The 26733-nt window shown below is 70.8% G+C and carries 21 protein-coding genes and 1 pseudogene; 12 read left to right on the forward strand and 10 right to left on the reverse strand.

All coding sequences use genetic code 11. From position 1 onward, the window contains the following. The first annotated feature begins 36 nt into the window (after positions 1-36). Positions 37-1425, forward strand: coding sequence for a Tat pathway signal sequence domain protein (locus ACFY0U_RS21210; protein WP_388637908.1), 1389 nt, complete (start codon positions 37-39; stop codon positions 1423-1425). On the opposite strand, the gene ACFY0U_RS21215 is transcribed toward ACFY0U_RS21210, so the two are convergent. Both ACFY0U_RS21215 and ACFY0U_RS21220 read right to left on the reverse strand, forming a co-directional pair. Then, on the reverse strand, positions 1422-2021 hold the full coding sequence (locus ACFY0U_RS21215; RefSeq protein ID WP_388637911.1) for a TetR/AcrR family transcriptional regulator: 600 nt from the start codon (positions 2019-2021) through the stop codon (positions 1422-1424). The two genes, ACFY0U_RS21210 and ACFY0U_RS21215, sit on opposite strands and share 4 nt — an antisense overlap. Positions 2022-2041: 20 nt before the next feature. Beyond that, a complete protein-coding gene (locus ACFY0U_RS21220; RefSeq protein WP_388637913.1) occupies positions 2042-4096 on the reverse strand; it encodes a discoidin domain-containing protein in 2055 nt (684 codons plus the stop codon). Between the two features lie 230 nt (positions 4097-4326). Between ACFY0U_RS21220 and ACFY0U_RS21225 the strand changes: the two genes are divergently transcribed. The 5 genes from ACFY0U_RS21225 (at position 4327) to ACFY0U_RS21245 (ending at position 10899) form a co-directional block, all read left to right on the forward strand. Further along, on the forward strand, positions 4327-7494 hold the full coding sequence (locus tag ACFY0U_RS21225; protein ID WP_388637916.1) for a glycoside hydrolase: 3168 nt from the start codon (positions 4327-4329) through the stop codon (positions 7492-7494). Positions 7495-7821: 327 nt separating this feature from the next. Further along, complete coding sequence (locus ACFY0U_RS21230; RefSeq protein ID WP_388637919.1) at positions 7822-8187, forward strand: family 43 glycosylhydrolase; 366 nt, start codon at positions 7822-7824, stop codon at positions 8185-8187. A gap of 120 nt (positions 8188-8307) precedes the next feature. Then, positions 8308-9141, forward strand: coding sequence for an NAD-dependent protein deacetylase of SIR2 family (locus ACFY0U_RS21235; protein WP_388637922.1), 834 nt, complete (start codon positions 8308-8310; stop codon positions 9139-9141). Between the two features lie 16 nt (positions 9142-9157). Then, entirely contained in the window at positions 9158-10009 is an 852-nt protein-coding gene (locus ACFY0U_RS21240; protein ID WP_388637925.1) for an SDR family oxidoreductase, read from the forward strand. Between the two features lie 11 nt (positions 10010-10020). Then, positions 10021-10899 carry a protein-ADP-ribose hydrolase gene (locus ACFY0U_RS21245; protein ID WP_388637928.1) on the forward strand — a complete coding sequence of 293 codons (879 nt, stop codon included), beginning with the start codon at positions 10021-10023 and terminating at the stop codon, positions 10897-10899. Here the strand turns inward: ACFY0U_RS21245 and ACFY0U_RS21250 are convergent. Together ACFY0U_RS21250 and ACFY0U_RS21255 are read right to left on the reverse strand one after the other, a co-directional pair. After that, positions 10872-11780 (reverse strand): helix-turn-helix domain-containing protein, encoded by a 909-nt coding sequence (locus tag ACFY0U_RS21250; protein ID WP_388637931.1) that lies wholly within the window; start codon positions 11778-11780, stop codon positions 10872-10874. The two genes, ACFY0U_RS21245 and ACFY0U_RS21250, sit on opposite strands and share 28 nt — an antisense overlap. 39 nt (positions 11781-11819) lie before the next feature. Continuing rightward, the gene (locus tag ACFY0U_RS21255; protein ID WP_388637934.1) at positions 11820-12962 is read right to left on the reverse strand and encodes a serine hydrolase domain-containing protein; all 1143 of its coding nucleotides are present in this window, start codon (positions 12960-12962) and stop codon (positions 11820-11822) included. Positions 12963-13081: 119 nt separating this feature from the next. Here ACFY0U_RS21255 and ACFY0U_RS21260 point away from each other — a divergent pair, with 119 nt between their 5' ends. From ACFY0U_RS21260 to ACFY0U_RS21270, 3 genes are all read left to right on the forward strand, one after another. Beyond that, positions 13082-15955 (forward strand): BTAD domain-containing putative transcriptional regulator, encoded by a 2874-nt coding sequence (locus ACFY0U_RS21260; RefSeq protein ID WP_388637937.1) that lies wholly within the window; start codon positions 13082-13084, stop codon positions 15953-15955. Positions 15956-16005: 50 nt separating this feature from the next. Beyond that, positions 16006-16686 (forward strand): DNA alkylation repair protein, encoded by a 681-nt coding sequence (locus ACFY0U_RS21265; protein ID WP_388637940.1) that lies wholly within the window; start codon positions 16006-16008, stop codon positions 16684-16686. Positions 16687-16877: 191 nt separating this feature from the next. Further along, a complete protein-coding gene (locus ACFY0U_RS21270; protein ID WP_388637943.1) occupies positions 16878-17717 on the forward strand; it encodes a hypothetical protein in 840 nt (279 codons plus the stop codon). 31 nt (positions 17718-17748) lie between these two features. On the opposite strand, the gene ACFY0U_RS21275 is transcribed toward ACFY0U_RS21270, so the two are convergent. Next, complete coding sequence (locus tag ACFY0U_RS21275; RefSeq protein ID WP_388637950.1) at positions 17749-18693, reverse strand: LLM class F420-dependent oxidoreductase; 945 nt, start codon at positions 18691-18693, stop codon at positions 17749-17751. After that, a complete protein-coding gene (locus ACFY0U_RS21280) occupies positions 18690-19475 on the reverse strand; it encodes an ABC transporter ATP-binding protein (RefSeq protein ID WP_388637953.1) in 786 nt (261 codons plus the stop codon). The genes ACFY0U_RS21275 and ACFY0U_RS21280 overlap by 4 nt, the downstream gene beginning before the upstream one ends. A gap of 272 nt (positions 19476-19747) precedes the next feature. Between ACFY0U_RS21280 and ACFY0U_RS21285 the strand changes: the two genes are divergently transcribed. After that, complete coding sequence (locus ACFY0U_RS21285; protein WP_388638268.1) at positions 19748-20776, forward strand: ABC transporter substrate-binding protein; 1029 nt, start codon at positions 19748-19750, stop codon at positions 20774-20776. Between the two features lie 2 nt (positions 20777-20778). Next, the gene (locus ACFY0U_RS21290; RefSeq protein ID WP_388637956.1) at positions 20779-21570 is read left to right on the forward strand and encodes an ABC transporter permease; all 792 of its coding nucleotides are present in this window, start codon (positions 20779-20781) and stop codon (positions 21568-21570) included. A 51-nt stretch (positions 21571-21621) separates the two neighbouring features. Here the strand turns inward: ACFY0U_RS21290 and ACFY0U_RS21295 are convergent. Next, positions 21622-21966 (reverse strand): annotated as a pseudogene (locus ACFY0U_RS21295) (carbohydrate ABC transporter permease); the annotation flags it as partial. Between the two features lie 187 nt (positions 21967-22153). Then, the gene (locus ACFY0U_RS21300) at positions 22154-22300 is read right to left on the reverse strand and encodes a hypothetical protein (protein WP_388637959.1); all 147 of its coding nucleotides are present in this window, start codon (positions 22298-22300) and stop codon (positions 22154-22156) included. A 193-nt stretch (positions 22301-22493) separates the two neighbouring features. On the opposite strand from ACFY0U_RS21300, the gene ACFY0U_RS21305 reads away from it, so the two are divergent. Then, complete coding sequence (locus ACFY0U_RS21305; protein WP_388637962.1) at positions 22494-23879, forward strand: MFS transporter; 1386 nt, start codon at positions 22494-22496, stop codon at positions 23877-23879. A gap of 40 nt (positions 23880-23919) precedes the next feature. On the opposite strand, the gene ACFY0U_RS21310 is transcribed toward ACFY0U_RS21305, so the two are convergent. Both ACFY0U_RS21310 and ACFY0U_RS21315 read right to left on the reverse strand, forming a co-directional pair. Beyond that, the gene (locus ACFY0U_RS21310; protein ID WP_388637965.1) at positions 23920-25845 is read right to left on the reverse strand and encodes a helix-turn-helix domain-containing protein; all 1926 of its coding nucleotides are present in this window, start codon (positions 25843-25845) and stop codon (positions 23920-23922) included. Between the two features lie 66 nt (positions 25846-25911). Continuing rightward, on the reverse strand, positions 25912-26712 hold the full coding sequence (locus ACFY0U_RS21315) for a 3-hydroxybutyrate dehydrogenase (protein ID WP_388637968.1): 801 nt from the start codon (positions 26710-26712) through the stop codon (positions 25912-25914). Positions 26713-26733: the final 21 nt, after the last annotated feature.

The raw sequence follows: 26733 nt of genomic DNA on the forward strand, positions 1-26733 counted from the left end.
TCTCAATTGCGCCCGCCCTTCGATCCGAGGAGACCCATGACCGGCAGCCAAGGCCGCCCCGTGTTCGATCGCCGCGCACTCATCGGAACCGGACTCGGTGCCGCGGTCGCCCTGGCCGCCGGTTCGGGCACCGCCCGCGCGGCGGACCGGGCCGCGGGCGCCGTCTCCTCCGCTCCGAACCGGGCGCGGGCGTTCCTCGCCGCCGCCATGGACGCGTACCCGGAGCACGGCACGATCCGGCTCGCCCAGAGCTACACCGACCAGGCAGGCCTGTTCAGCACGGCGTTCACCTACGACAACGCCCTCGCCGTCCTGGCCAACCTGGCCTGCGACACCAAAGACAGCAGATCGCGCGCGACGGCACTCGGCGACGCACTGCTCTACGCACAGGCCAACGACCCCGACCACGACGACGGCCGACTCCGCCAGGCCTACAACGTGGGGCCGTACACCTTCTACGACGGCACCCGCCAGCCGGACGGGTTCGTGCGCGCGGACGGAAAGGCCAACGTCGGTTGGCAGTTCGGCTTCACGGGTACGGCCGTGGGTGACATGGCATGGGCCGGCATCGCCCTCGCCGCGCTGGCCCGGCGGACCGGGGAGCGCCGCTTCCTCGCCGGTGCGGTGCGGATCGGCGAGTGGATCGACCGCACCGGGCGCACGGACGAGCCGCTCGGCGGTTTCAAGTTCGGGGTCAACGGGGCGAACGAGAAGCTGCCGTTCACCTCGACCGAGCACAACACCGACCTGATCGGCCTGTTCGGTCAGCTCGCCCGGCTCACCGGGGACCGGGTGTGGCGGGAACGGCGTGCGGTCGCCGGGGCGTTCGTCCAGAGGATGTGGGAGCCGGCCGGGGGCTTCTTCTACACCGGTACCAACGACGGCGTGACGATCAACAAGTCACCGATCCCCGAGGACACCCAGACCTGGACGCACCTCGCCCTCAACTCCCCCGTGTACGAACGCTCGTTGGACTGGGCCGCCACCGAACTGGCCGTCCTGGACACGCCCGATCGCCCCAACAGCACGGTCCCCGCGGGCCAGTCCTACGAGGGTGTCACCTTCAGCTCCGCGAGCCTGCTGGCGAACGAGGGCGCCCCGATCGCCGACGGCCAGCCCAAGCCGGACCGCAACGGGGTGTGGTTCGAGGGGACGGCCCATCTCGCGCTCGCCCTGCGCCACCGCCGGGACGCCGGGGACGAGAAGCGCGCCCGGCTTCTGATCGCCTCCATCGAGCGGGCCCAGGATCTGCTCGGCGCCGGCCAGACCTTCGGCGGCGGGGCGGTGGCCGCCAGGTCCGGAGTCGTGTCCGCGAGCAGCCCGCTCGACACCGGTTTCGGGTTCGGCTACTACCCGTACCTGCACACCGGCGCCACCGCCTGGTACCTGCTGGCCGCGGCGCGGTCCAATCCGCTCAAGGCCTAGTCTTCCGCCGTCACCAGCCCCGCGACATGGGCGGTGACGGTGTCGAGGATGTCGGTCCAGGCCTCCTCGTCGCCGAGTACCAGGTAGTTGAGGGTGAGCCCGTCGGTCATGGCGGCCAGGTAGCGGGCCAACGCGGAGACGGGCACCCGGAGCCGGAAGTCGATGTTCTGGCGCAGCTGCTCGATGAGCTCGGTGTAGAGCTCGCCGTACAGCTCGTACTGGCGCCGTGCCAGATGCTCGAATCCCGGCTCGCGCAGGGCGTACTGGGTGAGTTCGTAGGTGAGCATGTGCTCGTCGGGGTGGGCGCGCACATGGTCCCAGTACGCCTGGAAGCCGGCCCGGACGGTCTCCTCAAGAGTGTCCCGGGGCTTGAGCGCCTCCTTCACGATGGTCACGTAGTGGTCGGTGATGGTGGTGATGACGGACTCGATCAGTTCCTGCTTGGAGTCGAAGCAGTAGTGGAAGACGCTCAGGGAGACGCCCGCCTCGGCGGCGATGGACCGGGTCGTGGTCCTGGCCACGCCGTCCCGGGCCATCGCCCTGATCGCCGCTTCCGTCAGCTGCCGACGCCGTTCGGCCGACGGCATCCGTGCCATGTGCGACTCCCCCGTGCTCGTCAGGCGCTGTTCACGCCGACCTCGTGGAGCGAGTATCCCCAGTCGGTGCCGCGGTCGAGGCCGTGGACACGGACGTAACGGGCCGGTGTGCCGGTGAACTTGGCCGTGTCCAGGCCGCCGTCCCCGGCGGTGGTGGACCAGGCGGTCTGCCAGGTGCTCCCGTCCGTGGAGAGTTCGACGCGGTACGACTTCCCGTACGCGCGCTCCCAGTCCAGCGTCACGCGGGAGACCAGGTTGGTGGAGCCGAGGTCGACCTGCCACCACTGGTCGTCGCTCCAGTCGCTGGCCCAGCGGCTGTCGCCGTCGCCGTCCACGGCCCGTCCCGGCTGGTAGCTGGTGAACGGGTTGGACTCGGACGAACTCGCCGTCGCGGTACGCCCCTTGGCCAGGTTGACACCGGCCTGGTGCTGCTCGGAGGCACCCCAGGTGTCGAGGTAGGACTCGGCGCCGCGGAAGAGGTCGTCGACGACGTCCCGGCCGCCGACGAGCCGGATGTCCTCGATCCAGTCGGGGACCATGCCGACGTGCGCGGCACCGTCGGTGTTGAAGTCGAAGGTGCGCTGACCGGATGTCTGCTTGTCGATGACCGAGCCGCCGTCGGCGCTCTTGAAGGGGTACGTGATCCCGTTGGCCGCGTCCGAGCCGCGCGGGGCGGGGTGGTCGCCGATGCCGTTGAAGTCCGTGCCGTAGCCGTAGCCCACGCCGTACTTGTCGCGCAGCGCCTCGGTGCGTTCGGCCTCCGCGGTGAACTCCTGGGAGCCGTGCATGTACTGGGCGACGAATCCGCCGAGGGAGTAGACCCGCTCGGTCCAGTTGAGGTCCATCCAGCTGTGCGAGGAGAGCACGCCGGGGTAGGAGGCGGCCTCGAAGATGTCGAGGACCTGGCCGGTGGCCTTGACGCTCATGTGGTCGATCTCGAGCATCATCTTGCGCTTCATCATGCCCTGGACGGCGTACTCGCCGAGGTCGGTGAGGCCGCGGACGTTGCACTGGGCGTCCTCGTCGTACTCCGGGACCTCGGTGCCCGCCGGCAGATCCGCCTCCGCGTCGGACGCGGCCGTCCCGATGGGGTTGTCGTGCTGGGGGCCCGTGCACTTCTCGGTCTTCCAGAAGGTGCCGGTCGACAGGAACTGCCCGACGTTGATGGCCGTTCCGAGGCCGCCCTCGTCGAAGCGGACGCCGCACAGGGCGTTGTCGAACTTGTGGCACAGGAACATGCTGCGCACACCGAGGTCGTGGAGCTCGTCGAGCCCCTTGTCGATGTCCGCCTTGCTGCACTGCGCGATGTCGAGGATCTGCTTGCAGCCGAACGGCTCGGAGGTCTCGACGCCCAGGATCACCGCGAGCTTGCCCTGCTGGATGACCTGGCGGGCCTGCGCGCTGTCGGTGACGATCCGGAACCAGCCCTTGCCGGGGCCGCCGTACATGGCGTCGACGTAGTCCTGGAGCTGGTAGGTCAGTTTGGCCTGCAAGCGGATCGAGGTCATCTCGTCACAACTGCGGTCCTTGAACGGGTAGACGGAGCAGATCACGCCGTTGGTGACGAGGTCGTTGACGAGCACCCGCTGCCCGCCGCGCCAGGCGCGCTCGATCCAGGCGTAGTAGTTGGCCTGATGGGTCATCGAGTCGTACGCCGGCCAGTCCTTGAACGTCGGCCAGCCGACCGGGTCGTGCTTGCCGTCGCCGCCGTGGGTGATGTAGTCGAAGATCGCGAGGGTGCCGTCCGGGTAGTGCTCGGGGCAGTCCTTGAGCGCGTCGGCGACGCCCGCGGTGGAGAACACCTTGCCGCAGATCAGCCGGCCGCCGAAGGCCTCGTTGGAGAACAGGTGGTTGTGCGCGTCGACGAACCCGCGCACCTCGCCCGCCGAGTTGGTGCCGGTGAACGGCTCACCGGTGACGTTGATCTGTGCGTCCGGCGTGGGGCGCGCGCTCGGGTTCCACCAGTCGCTCGCGGCCGCCGAACTCGGCGTCGGGCCGAGGGCGATGGCCAGGACGAGGAGGAGCAGCGATACGACGGTCACGTCTTTGCGTCTGCGATAGGAACATCGAGTCATGGTCGGTACCACGCCCCTCGGTCGGCGGCCATGCGTTTGTCATGACCGGCGCAATCTGTTCGACGAGGATCGCTACTGGCGAGTTACGAGTCAATAGTCCGGGACGCTTGACCTGATGGCCGCGCGGCGTGCGCGCTGTCTTGACGTGTTCATTTCCGTCGTCGAGCATGCCTTGAATGTGATCGCTTGTGATTGATTCTGTGACTCTTCGCGCCCCGGAAGGGAGCTCCGTGTCCACTCGCCGACGCCGCACCGTCCGCGCGCTGACGCCACTCGTCCCTCTCTCGCTCGCCGCAGGACTCGTCACCGCCACCCCCGCCCCAGCCGCGGACGCGGCACCCCTCAGCTCGGTGACGGTACGGGTCGATCCGTCGTACCAGCAGCAGGAGTTCGAGGGCTGGGGGACCAGTCTCGTCTGGTTCGCCAACGCCACCGGCGGCTATCCGGAGCCGATCCGAAGACAGCTCGTCGACATGCTGTTCGGCGAGGACGGACTGGCCCTCAACATCGCGCGCTACAACATCGGCGGCGGCAACGCCCCTGACGTCCGCAAGGACTACATGAAGACGGGCGCGACCATGGAGGGCTTCTGGAAGGCGCCCGACGGAACCACCCAGAAGGACATGGACTGGTGGGACCCGAACAATCCCGACCACTGGGACTGGGACGCCGACGCGAACCAGCGATGGTGGGTGGACCAGATCAAGGACAAGGTCACCAAGTGGGAGGCGTTCAGCAACTCGCCGCCCTGGTTCCAGACGGTCAGCGGCTATGTCTCCGGCGGCTTCGACTCCAGTGCCGACCAGATCCGCGCCGACCGCGTCGACGAGTTCGCCACCTATCTGGTGCGTGTGTCCGAGGAGATGGAGAAGAAGCACGGCATCACCTTCGACACCATCGATCCGCTCAATGAGCCCAACACCCCCTACTGGGGCACCCAGTTGGGCGCGAACGGCCAGCCCACCGGCGGTCGGCAGGAGGGAGCGCACGCCGGGCCCGCGCTCCAGCAGAAGGTGATCCTCGCCCTGGACAAGGCCCTTGAGGGCGCGACGACCAAGGCAGAGGTCTCCGCGATGGACGAGACCAACCCCGGTATCTTCACCACGAACTGGAACGCCTACACCGCCGACGCCAGGGCCGCCGTCGACCAGCTCAACGTGCACACCTACGGCACCGGCCAGCGCACCAGCGCCCGCGACATCGCCAAGGGCGCGGACAAGAAGCTGTGGATGAGCGAGGTCGAGGGCACCTGGGGCACCGGCACCGACTTCACGAGCATGGAGCCGGGGCTCGGCATCGCCACCCGCATGGTCGACGACATGCGGGAACTGGAGCCGTCCGCCTGGGTGTTCTGGCAGCCGATCGAGGACGCCGTCCCGCAGGCCGCCGCCGGCAAGAACTGGGGCAGCATCCACGTCCCGTTCGACTGCACGGCCGAGGACACCCTGGAGAGCTGCCCGATCCGGGCCAACTCGAAGTTCCACACCATCCGGAACTTCACCCACTACATCCGCCCCGGCGACCGCTTCGTCAAGGTCGACGACACCTCCAGCGTCGCCGCCGTCGCCCCCTCCGGGCGCTCCGCGACCGTGGTGCATGTCAACGGCGGTACGACCGCCCGTTCCGTGACCCTCGACCTGTCCCGCTTCGGCAAGGTCGCCCGAGGCGCCACCGTCACCCCTGTGGTGACCAGCACGGACGGCGCCCTCGTCCGGGGCACCCCGGTCCGTGTCACCGACCGCTCGGCCACCTTCACCGTCCCCGCGAAGTCGGTCACCAGCTTCCTCGTCGAGGGCGTCAGCGGTGTCGCCGAGGACGCCGCGCTCGTCCAGCCCGGGCATGTCTACCGGCTCGCTGGCACACAGAGCGGCAAGTCGCTCGCCCCGTCGGACGACGGCACCGGCGTCGTCATCCGCACGAATGACGCATCCAACGCCCAACAGCTCTGGTCCGTACGCCAGTTGACGCCCGGCACCGGCCACCGCGAGCGCTACGCCCTCACCAGCGCCGCCGGCGGCAAGCAGCTCGCCGTACGTGAGAACCAGGCCGTCCTGGAGGATCCGTCGGACGACGAGGCCGCGCAGTGGATCATGTCGACAACCGGTGACGACACCTGGACCTTCGTCAATGTGGCAACGGGCCGTCTGCTCGACGTCTCCGGGAATTCCTCGGCCGACGGCGCCAAGGTGTCGACGTACACCCCGACTTCAGCGGCGAACCAGCGCTGGACCGTGAGCGACGAGACCGTGCAACGCACCGAGAGGGCCGAGGTGTTCACCGTGCCCGGCCGGACGCCGACGCTCCCGGAGACGGTGACGCCGGTGTACCGCGACGGAGCCCGTGGCGCACTGCCGGTCGTGTGGGACCCGCCGTCGGACGACGCGTGGGCCGATCCGGGCACGGTACGGGTCAAGGGCACGGCGACCGATCCGCTCGGCCGGGAGATCCGCGCCAAGGCGGTCGTCACCGTCGACACGATCGCCTCGACGGTGCCCGGCCGCGCCAAGACCTACGTCGGCGGCAGTCCGGGCCTGCCGGACACGGTCGTCGGCGTCGGAGCGCACGGCGGCCGGACCGACCTGCCCGTGACCTGGGACGCGGCCCCCGAGGGGGCGTTCGCCGAGGCCGGCGTGGTGACACTGCGCGGCACCGCACGGGTCGTGGACGGCGGCACGGTCGACGCGTCGGTCCGCGTGCAGGTCACCGAGCCGACGCGGGCCGACATCGCGTCGGACGCCGGCGTCTCGGTCGCGGCCACCTACACCGAGAGCGGCTACTCCGCCGAGCGCCTACGCAACGGCGACACCGCCGACAAGGGCTGGTCCAACTGGCGGGCCGGCACCAAGAACCCGTCCGACACGATCACCTTCACCCTCCCGGCGGCACGGGACCTCGACCGGGTGGTGGCGCACTTCTACCCGGACGGGAGCAACGTCTCCTTCCCGGCGAGCCTCAAGGCACAGGTGCGCCGCGCGGCGGACGGCACCTGGGCCGACGCGAGCGAGGTGATCGCGGTCGGGACCGAGGGCACACCGGTGGTCGACGTGCCGATCGAGGCGGGCCCGGCGACCGGGGTACGGCTGGTCATGACCGCCCGGTCCGGCGGCTACATCACGATGAGCGAGGTCGAGGTGTACGCCAAGGCTCCCGGTGTCTCCTCGGACGCGGCCGCCGCGTCGATCGAGGTGGCCGGCGTGCCGGTCGCGGGCTTCGACCCCGGCACCACCGACTACCGGGTCCGGACCGCCGATCCGGCCCACGCCGTGGTCACGGCGACGGCCCGCGACCCCTACGCGACGGTCGGCGTCGAGCGGGGCCGTGGGCGCGCCGTGGTCACCGTGACCAGCGAGGACGGGTCGCGGACGACGACGTACCGCCTCACACTCCTACGGCGCTGAATCCGCGGTCGGCAACTCACGCTCCTACGGCGCTGAGTCCACGGTCGACAACCACACCCGTGCTCTCGCCGACCGCCGGGGCGTCGTACGGCGGGTACGGCCACGGCCGGTCCCCCGGGGTGCCGATCTCGCCCGCGACCACGCTCTCGCAGCACGGCCCCGACCCCTGGCTGACGTACTACGACGGGTACTACTACCTCGCCACGACCACCTGGAACTCGACGATCACCATGCGCAAGGCCGACACCCTCGCCGGTCTCGACCCGATGGGGCCGTACAGCTTCAAGGCCGACCTGCTCGACCCGACCCAGGACAACACCTGGGAGCTTGACCCGGGCATCCTGCAACTCAACGGGCAGCTCTACCTGTTGGGCACCTTCTACAACGGCTCGCAGCCGATGTTCATCCGCCCGCAACCCGCTGAACTCGTCCTCCTGGGTCAAGTCCCTCAACCCGGTCTTCCAGCGGTCCAACGCCAACGGTGTGTACGGCCCCGGCCACGACGGCTTCTTCAAGTCGCCCGACGGCACCGAGGACTGGATCGTCTACCACGCCAACAACTCCACGAGCGGCGGCTGCGACATGAACCGGACGACCCGCGCCCAGAAGTTCACCTGGAACGCGGACGGCACCCCTAATTTCGGCACCCCGGTGGCCCTGGGAGTCCCGCTGACCGCACCTTCCGGGGAGTAGATTGTCGGATTCTGACCATCGGGAGTCGTGAACCGGCTCCGCCGCGTGTGCTTCCTCCTCCTACGTTGGAGTCCGGCCGTTGGGATGCGGCCAAGAACACCGACGCCGGGGGAGGAAGTCGTGGAGGCGGCAGCAACACTGCGCACCTGGCTCGACGAGGCCGATCGCGTCCTCGTGGCGGCCGGCGCCGGGCTCAGCGCGGCCGCCGGATACGACTACGGCGACACCGACCGCTTCAAGGAGCTGTTCCCGGCGCTGCACCGGCTCGGGCTGCGCTCCCGCTATCTGCTGGGCGTGCCGTTGCCGGCCGACATGATGTGGGGCTACTGGGCCGTCCACATCGACGACATCCGCTTCGGCTCCGACCCCAACCCCCTCTACCGGGAGCTGCGTTCGCTGGTCGGGGACCGCGACCACTGGGTGATGACGTCCAACGTCGACGCGCTCTTCGCCCGCAACGGCTTCGAGGCGGACCGGGTCTTCACGCCCCAGGGCGACTACGGCCGGCTCCAGTGCACCGTGCCGTGCACCCAGGAGGCATGGGACTCCCGCCCGTTTCTCGACCGGATCCTCGCCGCCTACGACCGCGACACGGGACGGGTGACCGACCCGGCCGCCCTCCCCGTCTGCCCGAACTGCGGCGCCGAGGTCTTCCCCCATGTGCGGGTGGGCCCCGAGTTCGTCGGCGGCGCCTATATGCCGGCCGGGGACCGGCTGGCGCGATGGCTCGGCGACGCGCCCGGCGAGGCCCGCCTGCTCGTCCTGGAGTTCGGTGCCGGATTCAATACCCCGGGCGTGATCCGGTGGCCGATGGAGAAGCTCGTACGCCACACCCCCGGAGCGCGCCTGGTGCGGGTCAACCCCGTCCACCCGGACGTCCCCGCCGACCTCGGAGCCCGTGCGCTGTCCGTGCCGTTCGGGGCGGACCGGCTCCTGAACGCGCTGACCGTGTAAGGAAGTGATCTGGATCATGTCCGAATCGACAGTGGTGGTCACCGGAGCCACGGGCCGCCTCGGCGGACGCGTCGCCCGCCGTCTGGCCGAGCGGGACGTGCCGCAGCGGCTGCTGGTGCGCAGCCCCGAGCGGGCGCCCCAGCTCCCCGGGGCGACACCCGTCCGCGGCAGCTACGACGACCACGACGCCGTCGTACAGGGCCTGAGCGGCGCGGAGACGGTGCTCATGGTGTCCGCCTCCGAGAGCGCCGACCGGCTCGCCCAGCACCGTGCCTTCGTGGACGCCGCCGTCGAGGCCGGCGTACGGCACGTGGTGTACGTCTCCTTCTTCGGTGCGGCACCCGACGCCGTGTTCACCCTGGCCCGGGACCACTTCCACACCGAGGAGCACATCCGCGCCACCGGGCTGGCGTACACGTTCCTGCGCGACAACATCTACGCCGACTTCGTGCCCGACCTGACCGGTGCGGACGGTGTCATCCGCGGCCCGGCCGGGGAGGGGCGGGCCGCGTTCGTCGCCCAGGACGACATCGCCGACGCGGCCACCGCGATCCTGAACCGGCCGGCCGAGCACGCCGGTGAGGTCTACGACCTGACCGGACCGGAGTCCCTGTCGCTGGCCGAGGCCGCGGCCGTGCTGTCCGAGGTCCAGGGCCGTACCGTCACCTACCACCCGGAGACGATCGAGGAGGCGTACGCCTCCCGGGCCTCCTACGGTGCCCCGCCGTGGCAGCTCGACGCCTGGGTGTCCACGTACACGGCCATCGCGGCGGGTCAGCTCGACGGCGTCAGCGACGCCGTGCTCCGCCTCACCGGCCGCCCCGCCACGAGCGTCGCCGACGTCGTGCGCGGTATGCCGCTCCGCTGACAAGGAATCCCATGTTGTCTCTGGCCGCCTACCGTGCCGCGATCGCGCTGGACGAACCCTTCCGTCCGTCGGTGCCCGCGGCGCCCGCCGATCGGGCGGCCGAGCAGGTGCGCTCAGCGCTCCGGCTGCTGGCCGACGATCCGGCCGCGGCACGGCTCGGTCCACGGGACCTCTCGGACATGGACGCGACGACGGCCCGCAGCGTGCTGCGCGCCCTGTTGACCGTCCGCGCTCCCGGCCCGCTGCCCGAGGGTGCGGCGGAGGCGCTGGACGCGGTCCTCGGCGCGGAGCGCGCCCTGGGCCCGACCGTGTCGGCAGACCAACTACCCGTAGTCTCGGCGGAGTTCCCGGTCGCGCTGTGGCGGGGCGACATCACCAGCCTCGCGGCGGACGCGATCGTCAACGCCGCCAACAGCGCCCTGCTCGGCTGCTTCCAGCCTCTCCACGCCTGTATCGACAACGCCATTCACAACGCGGCCGGACCCCGCCTCCGGGACGACTGCGCCACCGTCATGACGTTGCAGGGAGCCCCCGAGCCGACCGGCACCGCGAAGATCACCCGTGGCTACCATCTGCCGGCCAGATACGTCCTGCACACCGTCGGCCCGGTGATCGACGGTCGCCCGGGCGCGAGTGACGCGGAGGCGCTGGCCTCCTCCTACCGTTCCTGTCTGGACCTCGCCGCCGAGGTGGAGACCGTCCGGACGCTCGCCTTCTGCGCGGTGAGCACCGGCGTCTTCGGCTACCCCAAGCAGGAGGCCGCCCCCGTCGCCCTGCGTACCGTCGCCGAGTGGCTGGACGACCGCCCCGGACGGTTCGACCGGATCGTGTTCACCGTCTTCGGCGCCGACGACGAGACGGCCTACCGGCGTGCCCTGGACGCCCGCTGACGGGCGCGCCCCCGCACCGCGTCGCGGAAGTCGATCGGTGACTCGCCGACCCGGTGCGTGAAGTACTTGGTGAACTGCGAGGCGCTGGCGAAGCCGAGCCCGTCCGAGATCTGGGCCGCGGTGCGGTCGCTGTGCGCCAGCAGCCGCTTGGCCTCCAGCACGACCCGGCGGTCGACGAACTCCTTGGCGCTGACCCCGGCGGTGTTGAGGGTGGCCCGGGCGAGGGTGCGGGCGGAGTACCCGAGCAGGTCGGCGTAGTCCTCCACTCGCCGGGTGCGGGCGAAGTGCCGTTCGACCGCGTCACGGAAGCGGAGGTATGTCTCGTCGGGAACCGGCGCGGGGGCGCCTTGCGGGACCGTGAGATGGGTCAGTCGCAGCACGAGGACGGCCAGGAGGTGCCGCAGGGCCGCCAGGTGCACCTCCAGGGGCAGGTGGCCGAGCGCGTGGAACTCGCGGCTCAGGTGTGCCAGGGCCAGGTCGAGGGCCTCGGCGTCCTCCGCGACGGGAGTGCTGAGGACCGGCCCGTGCGGGTCGTCGAGGCGGGCGGCCGTCGCCGTGGCGGCGTCCAGGGCGTCCTGCCGGAACAGGACCATCGTGCCCTCGGCCGCGGCGAGATCACCCCACTGCTGCACCTGACCCGGGCGCACCCACAGCCAGGAACCCGGCCGGAGGGTGTGCCCGGTGAAGTCCACCGTGTGCTGGAGCTCGCCCGAGGTGAGGGTCAGCAGGTGATGGAAGTCGGGGCGCTGCGGCCGCGAGAGGACGTCCTGCGGTGCCCGCCTGCGCAGCTCGGCCAGCGACATGACCTCGACCCCGGCGGGAGTGCCGGCCGGGGCGGCGAAGGGGATCTCGGGGATCCGCTGTCGGCTTTTGACCATCATCGACGCCGAGTGTACGAGGACGGGCGCCCCCGAACCCGGTCAGCAGAACTCGGCCGAGACCACGTTCTTGCCGCCGCCCACCCAGTCACCGTTGAAGTTCAGCGTGATCATGTGCCGGCCGTCCTTGGTGCCGAAGGCCTGGGTCGAGGAGCCGTGGATACCGCCGGAGTGGCCCCAGACCTTGATCCCGCAGGTGGTCTCGTACTCGATGAGCCCCAGACCGTAGCGCTGGCGTGCCAGGTTGCCCTCGGTGGAGACCGTGGTCGTCATCTGTGCGAGCTGGGCGGGGCGCAGCAGTCTGCCGCCGAGGAGGGCGGCGTAGAGACGGTTGAGGTCGGAGGCGTTGGTGATCATCTCGCCGGCCGCCCAGGCCCAGGACGGGTTGAGCTCGGTCACGTCGTAGATCTTCCCCGGGTCCTCCGTGAAGGTGGAGTAGTGCCGGGTGGGCCCGGGGACGTGCGGGTCGGTGCCGGGGAAGTACGTGGCACGCATCCCGAGGGGTCCGGTGATGCGGCGCTCGATCTCGTCGGCGTAGGACCGGCCGGTCAGCTTCTCGATGATCAGGCCCAGCAGGAGGTAGTTGGTGTTGGAGTACTTCCAGGACGTGCCGGGCTCGAACTGGGGCGGGTTCCGCAGGGCGAGGGCGATGACCTGCTGCGGTGTCCAGCCGTCGTAGCGGGTGTCCAGGAAGTCGATGCCGAGGACTCTCTTCGCGAACGTGGCGTCCTCGGTGAAGTTGAAGATGCCGCTGGTGTGGTTCATGAGCTGGCGGATCGTGATCCTCGTACCGTCGTGGCCGTTGCCCCGCACCAGGCCGGGGAGGTAGGGGTCGACCGTGGCATCGAGGTCGATCCTTCTCTCCGCCTGGAGTTGGAGCAGGACGGTCGCCACCAGCGTCTTGGTGACACTTCCGGCGCGGAATCGGTCGCCGTTGCCGCGGGACTGCCCGGTGGTGAGGTCGGCGACTCCCGAGGTGCCCTTCCACCCCCCGTGGCTGTCGCGCACCTCGGCCACGACGCCCGGCACGCCGGCCTCGACGGCCGCGTCCATCGCCGCCTGGGTGGCGGTGTGCCCGGGCGGGCGTGTCTCTGCGGCGGTCGCCGGTGTCGCCAGCAGGGCCGAACCTGCCGCCGCCATCGCTGTCACGCCCACCAGCGTCGTCCGTATCAGGCGTGTCGACATGTGCACCAACCCTCTCTCGGCATGCGGGGCACGCATCGTGCCGACCACCCCTAACAAGCCGACAACACACGCCCAACAGCGATGATGGGACGGACGATTGCTTGGTTACGGGGGTGGCGGTGAGGTTCGCGGTACTGGGATCGGTGACGGCGGTCGACGACGACGGCACGGCCCTCGCTCTCGGCGGACCGAAGCCCCGCTCGCTGCTCGCCGCGCTGCTCCTCGAACCGAACCGCACGGTGCCGCTGGACACGGTGAAAGCGGTCCTATGGGGCGAGGAACCGCCGCCGACGGCCACCGCCTCGCTGCACAACCACGTGGCCCGGCTGAGGCGGCGTCTCCATGACGCCGGTGGTACGCGACTGCGCACCATGGCCCACGGACTCCACCTACGGGTCGGCCACGACGAGTTGGACCGTGACGTGTTCGAAGGGCTGATACGCCGGGCGCGGGAGGCCCACGGCCGGGAGGACTGGGAGGCCGCGGAACGGGACGCCGATGCCGCTCTGGCGTTGTGGCGCGGCACGCCGTTCGCCGATGTACCCGCCCTCGCCGAACACCCCGCCGTGATGTTCCTCCAGGAGCAGCGGTTGGAGGCGCTCGAATACCGCTTCGAGGCTCTCCTGCACCTCGACCGCCTGGACGGACTCGCCACCGAACTGAGCGTCCTGGTCAAGGAGCATCCGTTCCGGGAGGCCCTGCACCGCCAGCTGATGCTCGCCCTCGGCCGCACCGGCCGCCGGGCCGAAGCGCTGGCGCTCTTCCGGTCGTCGCGCCGGACTTTGGTCGACGAACTCGGAGTGGAGCCCGGACCCGCCGTCCAGGAAGCCCACCGTGAGGTGCTCCGCAGTGCGGACGCCCCCATGCCGCTCGCCCAACTCCCCTCCGCACCCGGCAACTTTGTCGGCCGCGCCGAGCACATCGCCGAGATCCGCGAGGAGCTGGAGTCCCCGCGTGGCCGCACCGCGCTCGTCGTGATCAGCGGAATGCCGGGCGTGGGCAAGACGGGCCTCGCCCTGCACATCGCGGGACAGCTCCGGGACGCGTTCCCCGACGGCCAGCTCTATCTCGACCTCCACGGAGCGACCCCCGGCGTCGCCCCGCTCGAACCCGCCGACGCCCTCGCTGTCCTCCTGCGCGGCCTCGGAATGGACGCCCGGCGCGTCCCGTACGACGTGGCGGCCGCCTCCGCCCTGCTGCGCTCCGCGCTCGCGCCCACCCGGACACTGCTGGTCCTCGACGACGCCGCCTCGGCCAGCCAGATCCGTCCACTGCTGCCCGCCGGCGCCGGCTGCGCCGTACTCCTGACCAGCCGCCGCCCCCTGGCCACCCTGGACAACGCCACGCACATACGGCTCGACCCCCTCTCCCCACGGGAGGGCGCTCTCCTGGTGGAGCGGGCCTCGGGCCGGACCTGGGCCGCTTCCGAAGCCGAACCGGTCGCCCGACTCGTCGCCCTGTGCGGCCGGCTGCCCCTGGCGCTGCGGATCTCCGCGGCCCGTCTCAGGAGCCGGCGCACCCTGCCGGTGGAGAAGCTGGTGGCACGTCTCGCCCGCCAGGCGGACCGCCTCGACCACCTCGAACTGGAGGACCTCAGCGTCCGCCGGTCCCTGCTGGCGGCCCACGAGGCACTCCTGGGCTCGGCCGACCCGCGCGACGGCGAGGCGGCCGCGACCCTGGTCCTCATCGGAGCGCTGGACCTGCCCGAGTACGGGGTCCCGCTGCTGGCCGCCGCCATGGACCGCACAGAACACAGCGCCGAGCAGGCACTGGACCGTCTGGTCGAGGTGGCTCTGCTCCAGGAGGTGAGCTGGGGCCGCTACGTCCCGCACGACCTGGTCCGCGACTTCGCCAGGGAAACGGCCGACCGCCCGGATGAGCGGGCCCGCACCGCCGAAGCCGCCGAGCGGTCGCTGCGCTGGTACCAGGAACGGCTCGCACACTGCGCGGCCGCGCTACGGCCGGATCCCCGGCGCCTCGGGGAGCGCGCGGGAACGGATTTCGCCGACGCCGCGGAAGCGCTCGCCTGGGGTGACTCGGAGGTGGCGAACCTGCTGCACCTGGCCGGATCCGGCGCGCACGGACGCCTGGGCCCGGCCCGGACCCTGGCCCTGATCACCGGCCTGTTCCCCTACCTGCACGACCGCGGGCGCGTCCGGGATCTGGAACGGCTGACACGCCGCGCCATCGCCCTCGCCCGGTCGAGCGCCGACACCGCGGCCGAGGCACAGGCGCTGGGCCACCTCGCCTCCGCGCACTACTCGGCCGGACGTCTCCACCAGGCGCTGCTGCTCCTGGACGAAGCGGTGGCACTGAGCGAGCACCTCTGCGACGACCTGGCCCGCATGCGCCACCTCGGCAACCGTGCCGCCCTGCTGCGCGAACTGGGCCGGGGCGCCGACGCCCGGGCGACGTTGGCCCGTTGCCTCGCCCTGCGCCCCGACCGCCTCACCCCGGGCGAGGAAGCGAAGCTCCTGGGCCACCAGGGATACGTGGCCGAACTCGCCGACCCGCGCTCCGCCCTCACCTACCACCGCCGCAGCCGCGAACTCGCCCGGGAGACCGGCAGCGCCGTGATCGAGCAGGTGGCCCTCTGCAACACGGGCCGTACCCATCTGCACCTCGGCGAGCCCGCCCGGGCGCTGCGGAGCTTCGAAGAGGCCCTCCGGGTCATGGCGGCCGGCGGGGCGCACTGGAACGCGGAGCGCGAAACCCGCCTGGGCCGGGCCCAGGCCCTGCGGACGCTGGGCCGCCTCGAACAGGCCGAGGAAACATGTGAGGCCCTGCTCCGGGAGACCACCGCACGCGGCGACTCCTACGGCCGTGGTCTCACCGAGCACGAACTCGGCCACGTCCTCAGCGCTCTCGGCGACGAACGCACGGCCCGGCTCCGATGGCACAGCGCGCTGTCCGCCCTGGAAGGAACGGACACACCGATACTCGCCGAACTGCGGACTCTGACATCCGACGGGACGGTCGCCGCCGACCGATGACTTCCCTCGTAGGCTGAATCCCGCGCGCAACGGACAGGGAGGCCGCTGAGATGACCGAGACGACGGTGGACGAGGTGATGGCCGAGCTGGCCGAGCTCGAAGATCCGAAGGCACGCGCGGTCAACGAGCGACACGGTGACGATCACGGCGTGAACCTCGGTCGGCTGCGCGCCCTCGCGAAGCGGCTGAAGACACAGCAGGACCTCGCCCGCCGGCTCTGGGAGACGGACGACACCGCGGCGAAGCTGCTGACGACCCTGATCTGCCGCCCGAAGGCGTTCGAGCGTGACGAGCTGGACACCATGCTGCGTACGGCACGCACCCCGAAGGTGCACGACTGGCTCGTGAACTACGTGGTGAAGAAGAGCCCGCACTCCGAGGAGCTGCGCCTGTCCTGGTTCGCCGACCCGGATCCCGTGGTCGCGAGCGCCGGCTGGGCCCTGACCACCGAACGCGTCACGAAAAAGCCGGAGGACCTGGATCTCCCGGGCCTGCTCGACGTCATCGAGGCGGACATGAAAAGCGCCCCGGACCGCCTGCAATGGGCCATGAACCACTGCCTCGCCCAGATCGGCATCGACCACCCCGAACACCGCACCCGCGCCATCGACATCGGCGAACGCCTCCAGGTCCTCAAGGACTACCCGACGTCCCCCGGCTGCACGTCGCCGTTCGCACCCGTCTGGATCTCGGAGATGGTGCGCCGACAGGATGCCAAGCCGGGGGCTTGATCGGCGGCGGCCAGGAGGCGTTCGGCACACCCCCGCAGGCCAAATGTCCCGCAACCAACGGAAACGACGCCCGGATGTGTCGTTATGCGGTCACGTCCTGGGCACATCTGCGCAGGGACGTCACACAGGCTGCACACACCCCTTCGAAAGCATCGCTACCTTTGCTCGCGACTCGCTCCCCCGTGCGAAAAGTGAACACAGGAAGACCGCAGATGGACTACTGCTCCACATGCCGTCGGCATCTCAACGGCGCCCTCGTGTGCCCGGGGTGCGGCGCCTACGCCCCGGACATCGCTCCCCTCGCCGTCGGAACGCCCTCCCCGGCCCCCGAGACGGTCGCGGCACCGTGGCAATCACCGAGCCAGCTGTGGCACGACACGGGTTCCGGTGCCGAGGAAGGCGGCGAGGCGCCGCAGGAGCACCCGTACGACGGCCCGGAGGCCCCCTCGCCGACCGGCCGGGCGGCACGGCGGCGCCAGCGGGAGCGTTGGAAGAAGACGCAGCGCAGGGCCCTGGTGGCCACGGCGGTCGCCCTGGTCGGCGGCGGTCTGACCGTCACCTCGATGAACCGCCAGTCCACGGACCGCACGCAGGCGACCGCCGCACCGGACAGGGAAGCCATGGGCATCGCGGAGGAGCAGGCCGTGGAGCCGGTTCCGGCCTCGGCGACGCCGGCCGACACGAACCGGTCCCAGGGCACCTCGTCCGCGAACCGCTCGTCCACGGCGAACGCACCCCACGAGCAGACGGCCACCACACCCCAGGCCACGCCCACGACCGAGGCGGTCCAGCCGGACAGCGTCACGAAATCGCTGACCACGGCCGTGTCCTCCGCCGAGTCACAGGCCACCTCCACGGTGTCCGACACCACGGAAGCGGCCACGCAGACGTCGGCCTCGCCCACCCCCTCCGCCACCGACGGCACCGACACCTCGAGCACGGACACCTCGTCGGCGACTCCCGCACCCTCCCAGTCCTCGCCGACCTCGCCCTCGGGACTCTGCCTGCTCGGCCTGGTCTGCATCAGCTGAAGCCGTACGGCGATTCCCACGACACCTGGCACTACAGCTGCGGGAGCACCTCACCTGCGATGAGTTCCAGGTGGTCGAGGTCGTTGAAGTCGATCAGTCGCAGATGGATACGGCCTGCGCCGATCGCGGCGAACTCACCGAGTCGCTCGACGAGTTGGGCGGGGGATCCGATCACCGGATCCTCCGGCGGCAGCGCGCTCTTGGCGTGCAGCGGGGCGGCCCGCCGTCGCACCTCCGCGTCCGTACGGCCGATGGCCGCCACGACACCGGCCGAGAGCACCAGCGGTGGCCGACCGGCGTCGGCCCGCCCCGTCCGGTCGCACGCCTCGGCGACGCGTCGGTAGGCCCGGGCGGTCTCCGCCACCGACTTGAAGGGCATGTTGAACTCGTCGGCGTACCGGGCAGCCAGCTCCGGGGTGCGCTTGGGGCCGCGGCCACCGACGATGATCGGCGGCCCCGGCATCTGCACGGGCTTCGGCAGGGCGGGCGCGTCGACGAGCTGGTAGTGGTCGCCGCGGTGGCTGAAGCTCTCGCCGAGCGGTGTCCGCCACAGGCCCGTGATCACCGCCAGCTGCTCCTCCAGCCGGTCGAAGCGCTCCGGGGCCGGCGGGAACGGGATGCCGTACGAGGTGTGTTCCCATTCGTACCACCCCGCGCCGAGGCCCAGTTCGACCCGCCCTCCGCTCATCCGGTCGACCTGCGCCACCGTCACGGCGAGCGGTCCCGGCAGCCGGAAGGTGGCCGAGGTGACCAGGGTGCCCAGCCGGATCCTGGAGGTCTCCCGGGCGAGCGCGCCGAGCGTCAGCCAGGCGTCGGTGGGGCCGGGCAGGCCCGGATCGGCGCCCATCGCCTGATAGTGATCGGCCCGGAAGAAGCCCTCGAATCCGCAGGCCTCGACGAGTCGCGCGAAGCGCAGCTGATCCTCGTAGTCGGCGCCGCGGTGCGGCTCGGTGAAGACACAGATCCGCAGGCTCATCGCCCCTCCGTCTCGACCGGCACGGCCATGTCCCGTTCCATCAGCAGCTCATGCAGATCGGCGCTGCACCGGGCCACTTCGTCCAGATGCGCGGTGCGGCCCAGCGTCCTCGGCCGGGGTACGGCGATGTCGACGATCTTGCGGATCCGGCCCGGGCGCGGGGTGAGCACCACCACCCGGTCGGCGAGCAGCACGGCCTCGTCGATCGAGTGCGTGACGAAGACGACGGTGGACGAGTTCTCGAGGTGGATGCGCTGCAACTCCACCGCGAGGTCCGCGCGGGTCAGCGCGTCCAGTGCGGAGAACGGCTCGTCCATGAGCAGCACTTGGGGCTCACCCATCAGCGACCGGCACAGCGCGACACGCTGCTGCATACCGCCGGACAGCTCGTGCGGCCGGTGCTTCTCGAAGCCGCCGAGTCCGGCCGTCTCCAGCAGCCGGTACGCCCGCTCGCGGTGCTGCGCCTTGTTCCAGCCGAAGATCTCCACGGGCAGCAGGACGTTGTCGAGGACGGACCGCCAGGGCAGCAGTGCCGGCCGCTGGAACAGCATGGCGACATCCCGCCGGGCTCCGGAGACTCGCTCGCCGCCGATGGTGATCTCGCCCTCGGTGACCGGCAACAGCCCGGCGATCAGCCGGAGCAGCGTGGACTTGCCGCATCCGGACCGGCCCACCACCGCCACGAACTCGCCCTCGGCGATGTGAAGTCCGATGTCCTGGAGCGCCGTCGTCGAACCGGAACGGCTGGTGAAGTTCCGGGACACACCGGTGAGTCTGATCATCCGGCGGTCTCCCCATCCCCTGGCGATCGTCATGCCGGCCGGGTCCTCACGCCCAGTCAGGCTACCCGCGGCAGGCGATCGGCGGTACCTGCCGTCGTATCGCATGATGCCCCCATGCCACACAGCTGGCCCACAACTGCTCATCCCTCGTAGGCTGTTGCCCGCACCACGTGTCATGCCCTCGGCAGTTCCGCCACGCCGTTCCGTCTCGTCCGTCTCGACGCCCCTCCGCCGGCGCGCGTTCGGCGGTCGGAAAGGACACCACTGTGCGCATGATCAGGTTCGCCCGTACGGTCACCGCGTTAGCCCTGACCACAGCGCTGGCGCTGGTGGCGGGGTGCGGCGGCTCGGACTCCGACAACGATGCCGACGACGACGGCAAGGCGCTGAAGAAGGTGACCTACCTGACCTCCTTCGGCAACTTCGGCCGGGACGCGTACGCCTGGGTCGCGAAGGACAAGGACTTCTTCAAGGACGCCGGCTTCGACGTGACGATCAGGCCCGGCCAGGGCACCGGCGGTGTGATTCCGGCCGTCGCGAGCGGCCAGGCGCAGTTCGGCCCCATCGACCTGACGGGAGGTCTGCTGCACATGGGCAACGGTCAGGCGAAGGACTTCGTCGCGGTGGCCGCCATCCAGCAGCACACCATGGCCGCGATCGCCACCACCGAGGGCAACGGCATCGCCGAACCGAAGGACCTGGAGGGCAAACGGCTCGCCGACACACCCGGCTCCGTCGTGCGCAACCTCTTCCCGACGTACGCCCGACTGGCCGGCGTCGACGCCGCCAAGGTGACCTGGGTCAACGGCGAGGCGCAGACCCTGATGGGCACGCTCGCCGGCGGCTCGGTGGACGGCATCGGCCAGTTCGTGGTGGGCAAGCCGACCATCGAGGCGGTGACGAAGAAGAAGGCCGTGCTGCTGCCGTACAGCGATGTGATCCCCGACCTGTACGGAAACGTGCTGATCACGTCGAAGAAGATCGCCGAGCAGGACCCGGAGATGGTGCGGCGGTTCACCGCCGCGCTGCTCAAGGGCCTGGAGTACAGCCTCGCGCACTCGAAGGAAGCCGCCGAGATCCTGAAGCGGAACGTGGACACGACGAATCCGGCCGCCGCGGCGGCCGAGTTGGAGTTGATGGCCGCGTACGTCTCTCCGAAGGACGGTTCCGGTACGGCGATCGGAACGCTGGACTCCGGGCGGGTGGCGAAGAGCATCGGGATTCTGGAGGACGCGGGCGCGCTGCCGAAGGGAATGACCCCGGAGCAGATCATCGACTTCGACCTGGTGCCGAAAGCCTGATCGTGCCGCGAGTCGGTCCACCCAGGACAGCGGGCGCCGGCATCGTGCTGCTGCCCATGGCCGGGCTGCTGGTCGCGTTCGGCGTGTGGTGGCTGATCACGTCGGTGCTCGAGGTGATCCACCCGGCGGTACTGCCTCCGCCGGGCGCCGTGCTCTCGGCGTTCACCGCGACCCCGGTCCGGTTCCTGGAGCACACCGGTGACACCACGGTGGAGACGGTCGTCGGGTTCGTTCTCTCCAGCGCCTGCGGAGTACTGATCGGACTGTCGCTGGCCGCCTCGCGGGTACTGGAGCGGATGTTCACGCCGCTGCTGGTCGCCGTCAACGCGGTTCCGAAGATCGCGCTCGGGCCTCTGCTGGTGGGGGCGCTCGGCTGGGGGCAGAAGCCGGTCCTGACCATGGTCTTCCTGCTCTGCTTCTTCCCGATCGTGCTGTCCACCGCGACCGGCCTCACCTCGACCCCGGCGGACCTGGCCGAGCTGGCGCGCTCGCTCAACGCCTCCCGCTGGCAGGCCTTCCGGAAGGTACGGTTGCCCGCCGCGCTGCCGCAGATCTTCGTCGGGCTGAAGGTGGCCATGCCCCTCGCCGCGATCGGTGCGGTCATCGGCGAGTTCCAGGCCGGTGAGTCCGGCCTCGGCTATCTGATCGTGCAGGCCGGCGGGGTGGGCGACACCGCCACCGCCTGGGCCGCGATCATCCTGATCGGATTGATGAGCATCGTTCTCTACTTCGCCCTGGTGTTGCTGGAACGGTTCGCGCTGCCCTGGGTCAGGGACACCACCTCGCAGGGCTGACGTGGGGGATTCCGTCCCCCGACAGACCGGGCGGGTCGTCGCCGACAACCGCTACTTGCCGAAACCGGCGGTGAGTCCGCCGATCAGCTGGCGGCGGCCGACGACGTAGAGGGCGAGGATGGGGAGGGTGGACAGGACGACGGCGGCCAGGATCGCGGGGATGTTGATGGTGAACTCGCCCTGGAAGCTCCACACGAACAGCGGCAGGACGCGCTTGTCGGGGCTCTGGGTGAGGATCAGCGGGAAGAGGAAACCGTTCCAGACGTTGAGCGCGTCGTAGATCGTCACCGTGATCAGCGCCGGACGGGACAGCGGCAGCGCCAGACTCCACAGCATGCGCCAGTGACCGGCGCCGTCCGCCCGCATCGACTCGTACAGCTCGTCGGGAATGTCCCGGAGGTGACGACGACCCAGTACACCGGTACGAGGACGATCAGCAACCAGACCAGGCCGCCGAGGGCGCCCAGCGGATTGGTGCGGCGCAGACGGCCGAGCCGGCCCGGCCGTGGGGTGGACGGTACGGCGGACGGCTGTGTCACTCGGGCCTCGGAGTCGGTCTGCGGGGCATGGGAGAGGACGGACATCACACACCTGCCTGCTGGCTTCTCATGCGGGAGAAACCGGAGAAGCGCACGACGATGAGGGAGAGGAGGAGTCCGGCGGCGACGAGGATGACGGAGATCGCGCTGGCGAGGCCCATCTCGTTGCTCTGGAAGCCGGTGATGTACATGTCGAGCGGGAGCAGGCGAGCCGGTCACGACCGGATCCTCCACACACAGGCACACACCGACTGACACGGATGGAGGTCGCGCTCACACTTCAAGCCCGAAGTATGGTGTCCCACCACATGTGCGCCTGACGTGCGGATTCCTACGGTGTTCCGACACGTACCCGTCCCCACCGCACACGAGGAAGTGGCGCACATGGCCTCCGCAGCACCCGCTCCGCCGACGCCGAACAACCTGAAGCGCATCGTCGCCGCCAGCCTCATCGGCACGACCATCGAGTGGTACGACTTCTTTCTCTACGGATCCGCCGCGGCCCTCGTCTTCAACAAGCTGTTCTTCCCGGGCTCCGACCCGCTCGTCGGCACCCTGCTGTCGTTCCTGACGTACGCCGTGGGATTCGCCGCCCGTCCGATCGGTGCCCTTGTGTTCGGGCACTACGGCGACCGGCTGGGACGCAAGAAGCTGCTGGTGCTGAGCCTGCTGCTGATGGGCGGGGCGACCTTCGCGATCGGGCTGCTGCCCACGCATGCGACGATCGGCTCGGCCGCCCCCGTGCTGCTGACCGTGCTGCGCCTGGTCCAGGGCTTCGCGCTCGGCGGCGAGTGGGGCGGGGCGGTGCTGCTGGTGTCCGAGCACGGGGACGCCCGGCGGCGCGGGTTCTGGGCCTCCTGGCCGCAGACCGGCGCCCCCGCCGGGCAGTTGCTGGCCACCGGTGTGCTCTCCCTGCTCACCGCCGTCCTCTCGGACAGCGCCTTCACCAGCTGGGGCTGGCGCATCCCGTTCCTGCTCTCCGGTGTCCTCGTGATGGTCGGTTTGTGGATTCGTCTGTCTGTCGACGAATCGCCGGTCTTCAAACAGGCCCTGGCCCACGCCGAGGCCCGCAAGGCCGAGCAGGGGTCGGCCACGGAGAAGCTGCCCCTCGTCGCCGTACTGCGCCACCACTGGCGTGATGTGCTCGTCGCGATGGGCGCGCGCATGGCGGAGAACATCAGCTACTACGTGATCACCGCGTTCATCCTCGTCTACGCCACCACCGCGGCCGACGTCTCCAAGCAGACCGCGCTGAACGCCGTACTGATCGCCTCCGCCGTGCACTTCGCGGTGATCCCGATGTGGGGCGCCCTGTCGGACCGGATAGGGCGGCGCCCGGTGTATCTGCTGGGCGCGGCCGGGATCGGCCTGTGGATGTTCCCGTTCTTCTCCCTCATCGACACCGGCAGCTTCGGCAACCTGATCCTCGCCATCACCGTGGGTCTGGTGCTGCACGGGGCGATGTACGCGCCCCAGGCCGCCTTCTTCTCCGAGATGTTCGCGACCCGGATGCGCTACTCCGGCGCCTCCATCGGGGCCCAGTTCGCCTCGGTCGCCGCCGGAGCGCCCGCGCCGCTGATCGCCACCGCGCTCCTGGACGACTACGGCAGCTCGACCCCGATCGCCCTGTACGTCATCGCCGCGGCCGTCCTGACCCTCATCGCGGTGGGCGTGGCCAAGGAGACCCGCAACCGGGACCTCTCCGACGTCGACTCCCCCGCGGACGCGGAGCCGGCGAAGGCCGCGACCGTGGACGCCCGCAGCGTCTGATCTCCCCCGGCCGGCCCCCGTACGTCTCTGCGTACGGGGGTCAGTGCTCTCTCCCTGCGGACAACCGCTGCAGACGCAGGGCGAGTTGGATCTCCAGAGCGCGTGCGGGGCTCTGCCAGTCATCCCCCAGAAGGCGGCCCACGCGCTCCAGACGCTGCGCGACCGTGTTCACGTGGACATGCAGTTCGTCCTTCGTGCGGGCAGGACTCATACCGCAGGCGAAATACGCGTCCAGGGTGCGAAGAAGGTCCGTCCCACGCCGTTCGTCGTAGGTGACGACCTGACCGATGGTGCGGTCGACGAAGCCCGCGATGTCCCGGTCCCCGGCCAGCAGCAGCCCGAGGAACCCGAAGTCCTCGGCGGCCGCTCCGTCGCCGGAACGCCCCAGCAGCCGCAGGGCGTCGAGGCAGCGGCGGCCCTCCTCGTAGGCGGCGACCGCGATGTCCGGGCGGGTGGCCAGGTCCTGGACCGGGGCCGAGGCGCCGACGGTGACGGCCTCGTGGACGGCCGTGCCGAGGTGGCGGGCGGTACGGCGGGCCAGGGCGGTCGCGGTGTCGCCGTCCTTGAGGGGCAGCAGCAGGACAGTGCCGCCGTCGCGGGCCGCGGCCAGTCCGTGGCGCGTCGCCGCGAGATGGGAGGCGGCGGACCACAGGCGTCTGCGGGCGTCCGCCTCCTGCTCGGCGTCGGCCGCGGTGCCGTCGAGCCGGGCGGCGAGGACGACATGGGTGGCGTCGAGGTCGGCGTGCAGCCGGGAGGCGCGTTCGCGCAGCAGGCGCGGGTCGCGGTCGCGGGCGTCGAGGAGGTCGTCCAGGAGTTCGCCGCGGACGCGCTGTTCGGCCTCGGCCGCCGAGCGTCTGGCGAGCAGCAGCAGCGAGGTGACCATCGCGGCGCGCTCCAGGGTGCGCTGGTCGACGGGGTCGAGTCCGGGGTGGCCGTGCAACACGAGCGCGCCGAGCAGTTCGCCGCCGGCGGCGACGGCCGCGATCCAGTCGTCGCCGTGCCGTACGGCGTGTCCTTCGGCGCGGGAGGCCTCCAGTGCCTCGGCCGGCGTGGCGGCCGCCTCGGTGAACTCGACCTTGCCGTGGAGGACTTCGGCGACGGCGGCCGCCACGTCGTGCACCCCGCCGCCGCGCAGCACGAGTTCGGCGAGCCGGTCGTGGATGTCGGAGGCGCGCTCGATGACGCCGCTGCGGTCGCGGATGATCTCGTTGGCCCGCTCCAGGCCGGCGAGGGCCGAGCGGGTCTCGGTGAGCAGGTTCGCGGTGTCGATGGCGGCGGCCGCCAGGGCGGCGAAGGAGCCGAGCAGGGCGATCTGCTCCCGCTCGAAGACCCGGGCGCGCCGGTCGGCGGCGAACAGCACCCCGATGACGTGGTGCCCCAGCATCAGCGGCACGCCGAGGATGGCGACCAGGCCCTCGTCGCGGACGCCGCCGTCGATGGCGCGGGTGTGCTGGAAGCGATCGTCCTGGAAGTAGTCGTCGGTGACGTAGGGCCGGGCCGTCTGGGCGACGAGGCCGCCGAGCCCCTCGCCCATGCCGAGCCGCAGTTGCTGGAAGCGGGCGGCGACCGAGCCCTCGGTCACGCGCATGTAGGTGTCGCCGCGGACCGGGTCGTTGAGGCTGAGGTAGGCGACGTCCGTGCCGAGCAGTGACCGGGCGCGCTGCACGATCGCCTGGAGCACGGCGTCCAGGTCGCGCAGTCCGGCCAGGTCGTGCGCGGTCTCGAAGAGCGCGGAGAGCTCGGCCTCGCGCCGGCGCCGTCCCTCCAGCTCCGAGCGCACGCGCAGCGCGACCAGCTTGGCCTGCTCCAGCGCGGCGATCCGCTCGGCCGGGCGGCCCTCGGCGCGGGCGACGAGCACCGGCTGCTCGTAGGCGTCGGCGGACGCGCCCCTGGCCAGCAGTTCGAGGAACGGTGCCTCGGCGCTGCCGGCGGGGCGCTCGGCGGACTGCACGTGATCGCGGGACATGCTCACAGGATTCCTCATCGCGCCGTCACCTCGTCAGCCCTGTGGACAACCCCGCCGGGGCACGGCTCAGTGCGCCGTCCAGCCCCCGTCCATCACCAGCGACGTGCCGGTCACGAAGGACGCCCGCGGGCCGCACAGGTACGCCACGGCCTCGGCGACGTCCTCGGGCTCGATGAGCCGCTTGACCGCGCTGTCCTGGAGCAGCACCTCGGCCAGGACGCGCTCCTCGGGGATGCCGTGCGCCCGCGCCTGGTCGGCGAGCTGCTTCTCGACCAGGGGGGTGCGCACATAGGCGGGGTTCACACAGTTCGAGGTGACTCCGTGGGGCGCGCCCTCCAGGGCGGCCGTCTTGGAGAGCCCCTCCAGGCCGTGTTTGGCGGCCACGTACGCCGACTTGAACGCCGAGGCCCGCAGTCCGTGGACCGAGGACACGTTGACGATCCGGCCCCACCCCTGCCCGTACATGTGCGGCAGGGCTCCGCGGATGAGCCGGAACGGTGCCTCCAGCATCACGGTGAGGACGGTGTGGAAGACGTCGGGCGGGAACTCCTCGATGGGGCGCACCAGCTGGAGCCCGGCGTTGTTGACCAGCACGTCGGTGCCGGCCGCGGCGAGCTCGGCGGCGTCCAGGTCGGTCAGGTCGAGGACGTGCGGTTCGATGGCGCCCGCCAGGTTCCGGGCCCCGTCGGCGAGCTCCTCCAGGCCGCGCGCGTCCCGGTCGACCGCTCTGACCTTGGCCCCGGCGGCCGCGAGCCGCAGCGCGCAGGCGCGGCCGATGCCACCGGCGGCGCCGGTGACGAGGGCGGTGCGGCCGCCGAGGTCGAGCGAGGAGGCGTGGGGGGCCGAAAGGGCGCTGGGCGGGGTCATGCCTCGACCCTAGGCAGCGCA

This window comes from Streptomyces sp. NPDC001536, from assembly GCF_042894505.1.
Taxonomy (GTDB): domain Bacteria; phylum Actinomycetota; class Actinomycetes; order Streptomycetales; family Streptomycetaceae; genus Streptomyces.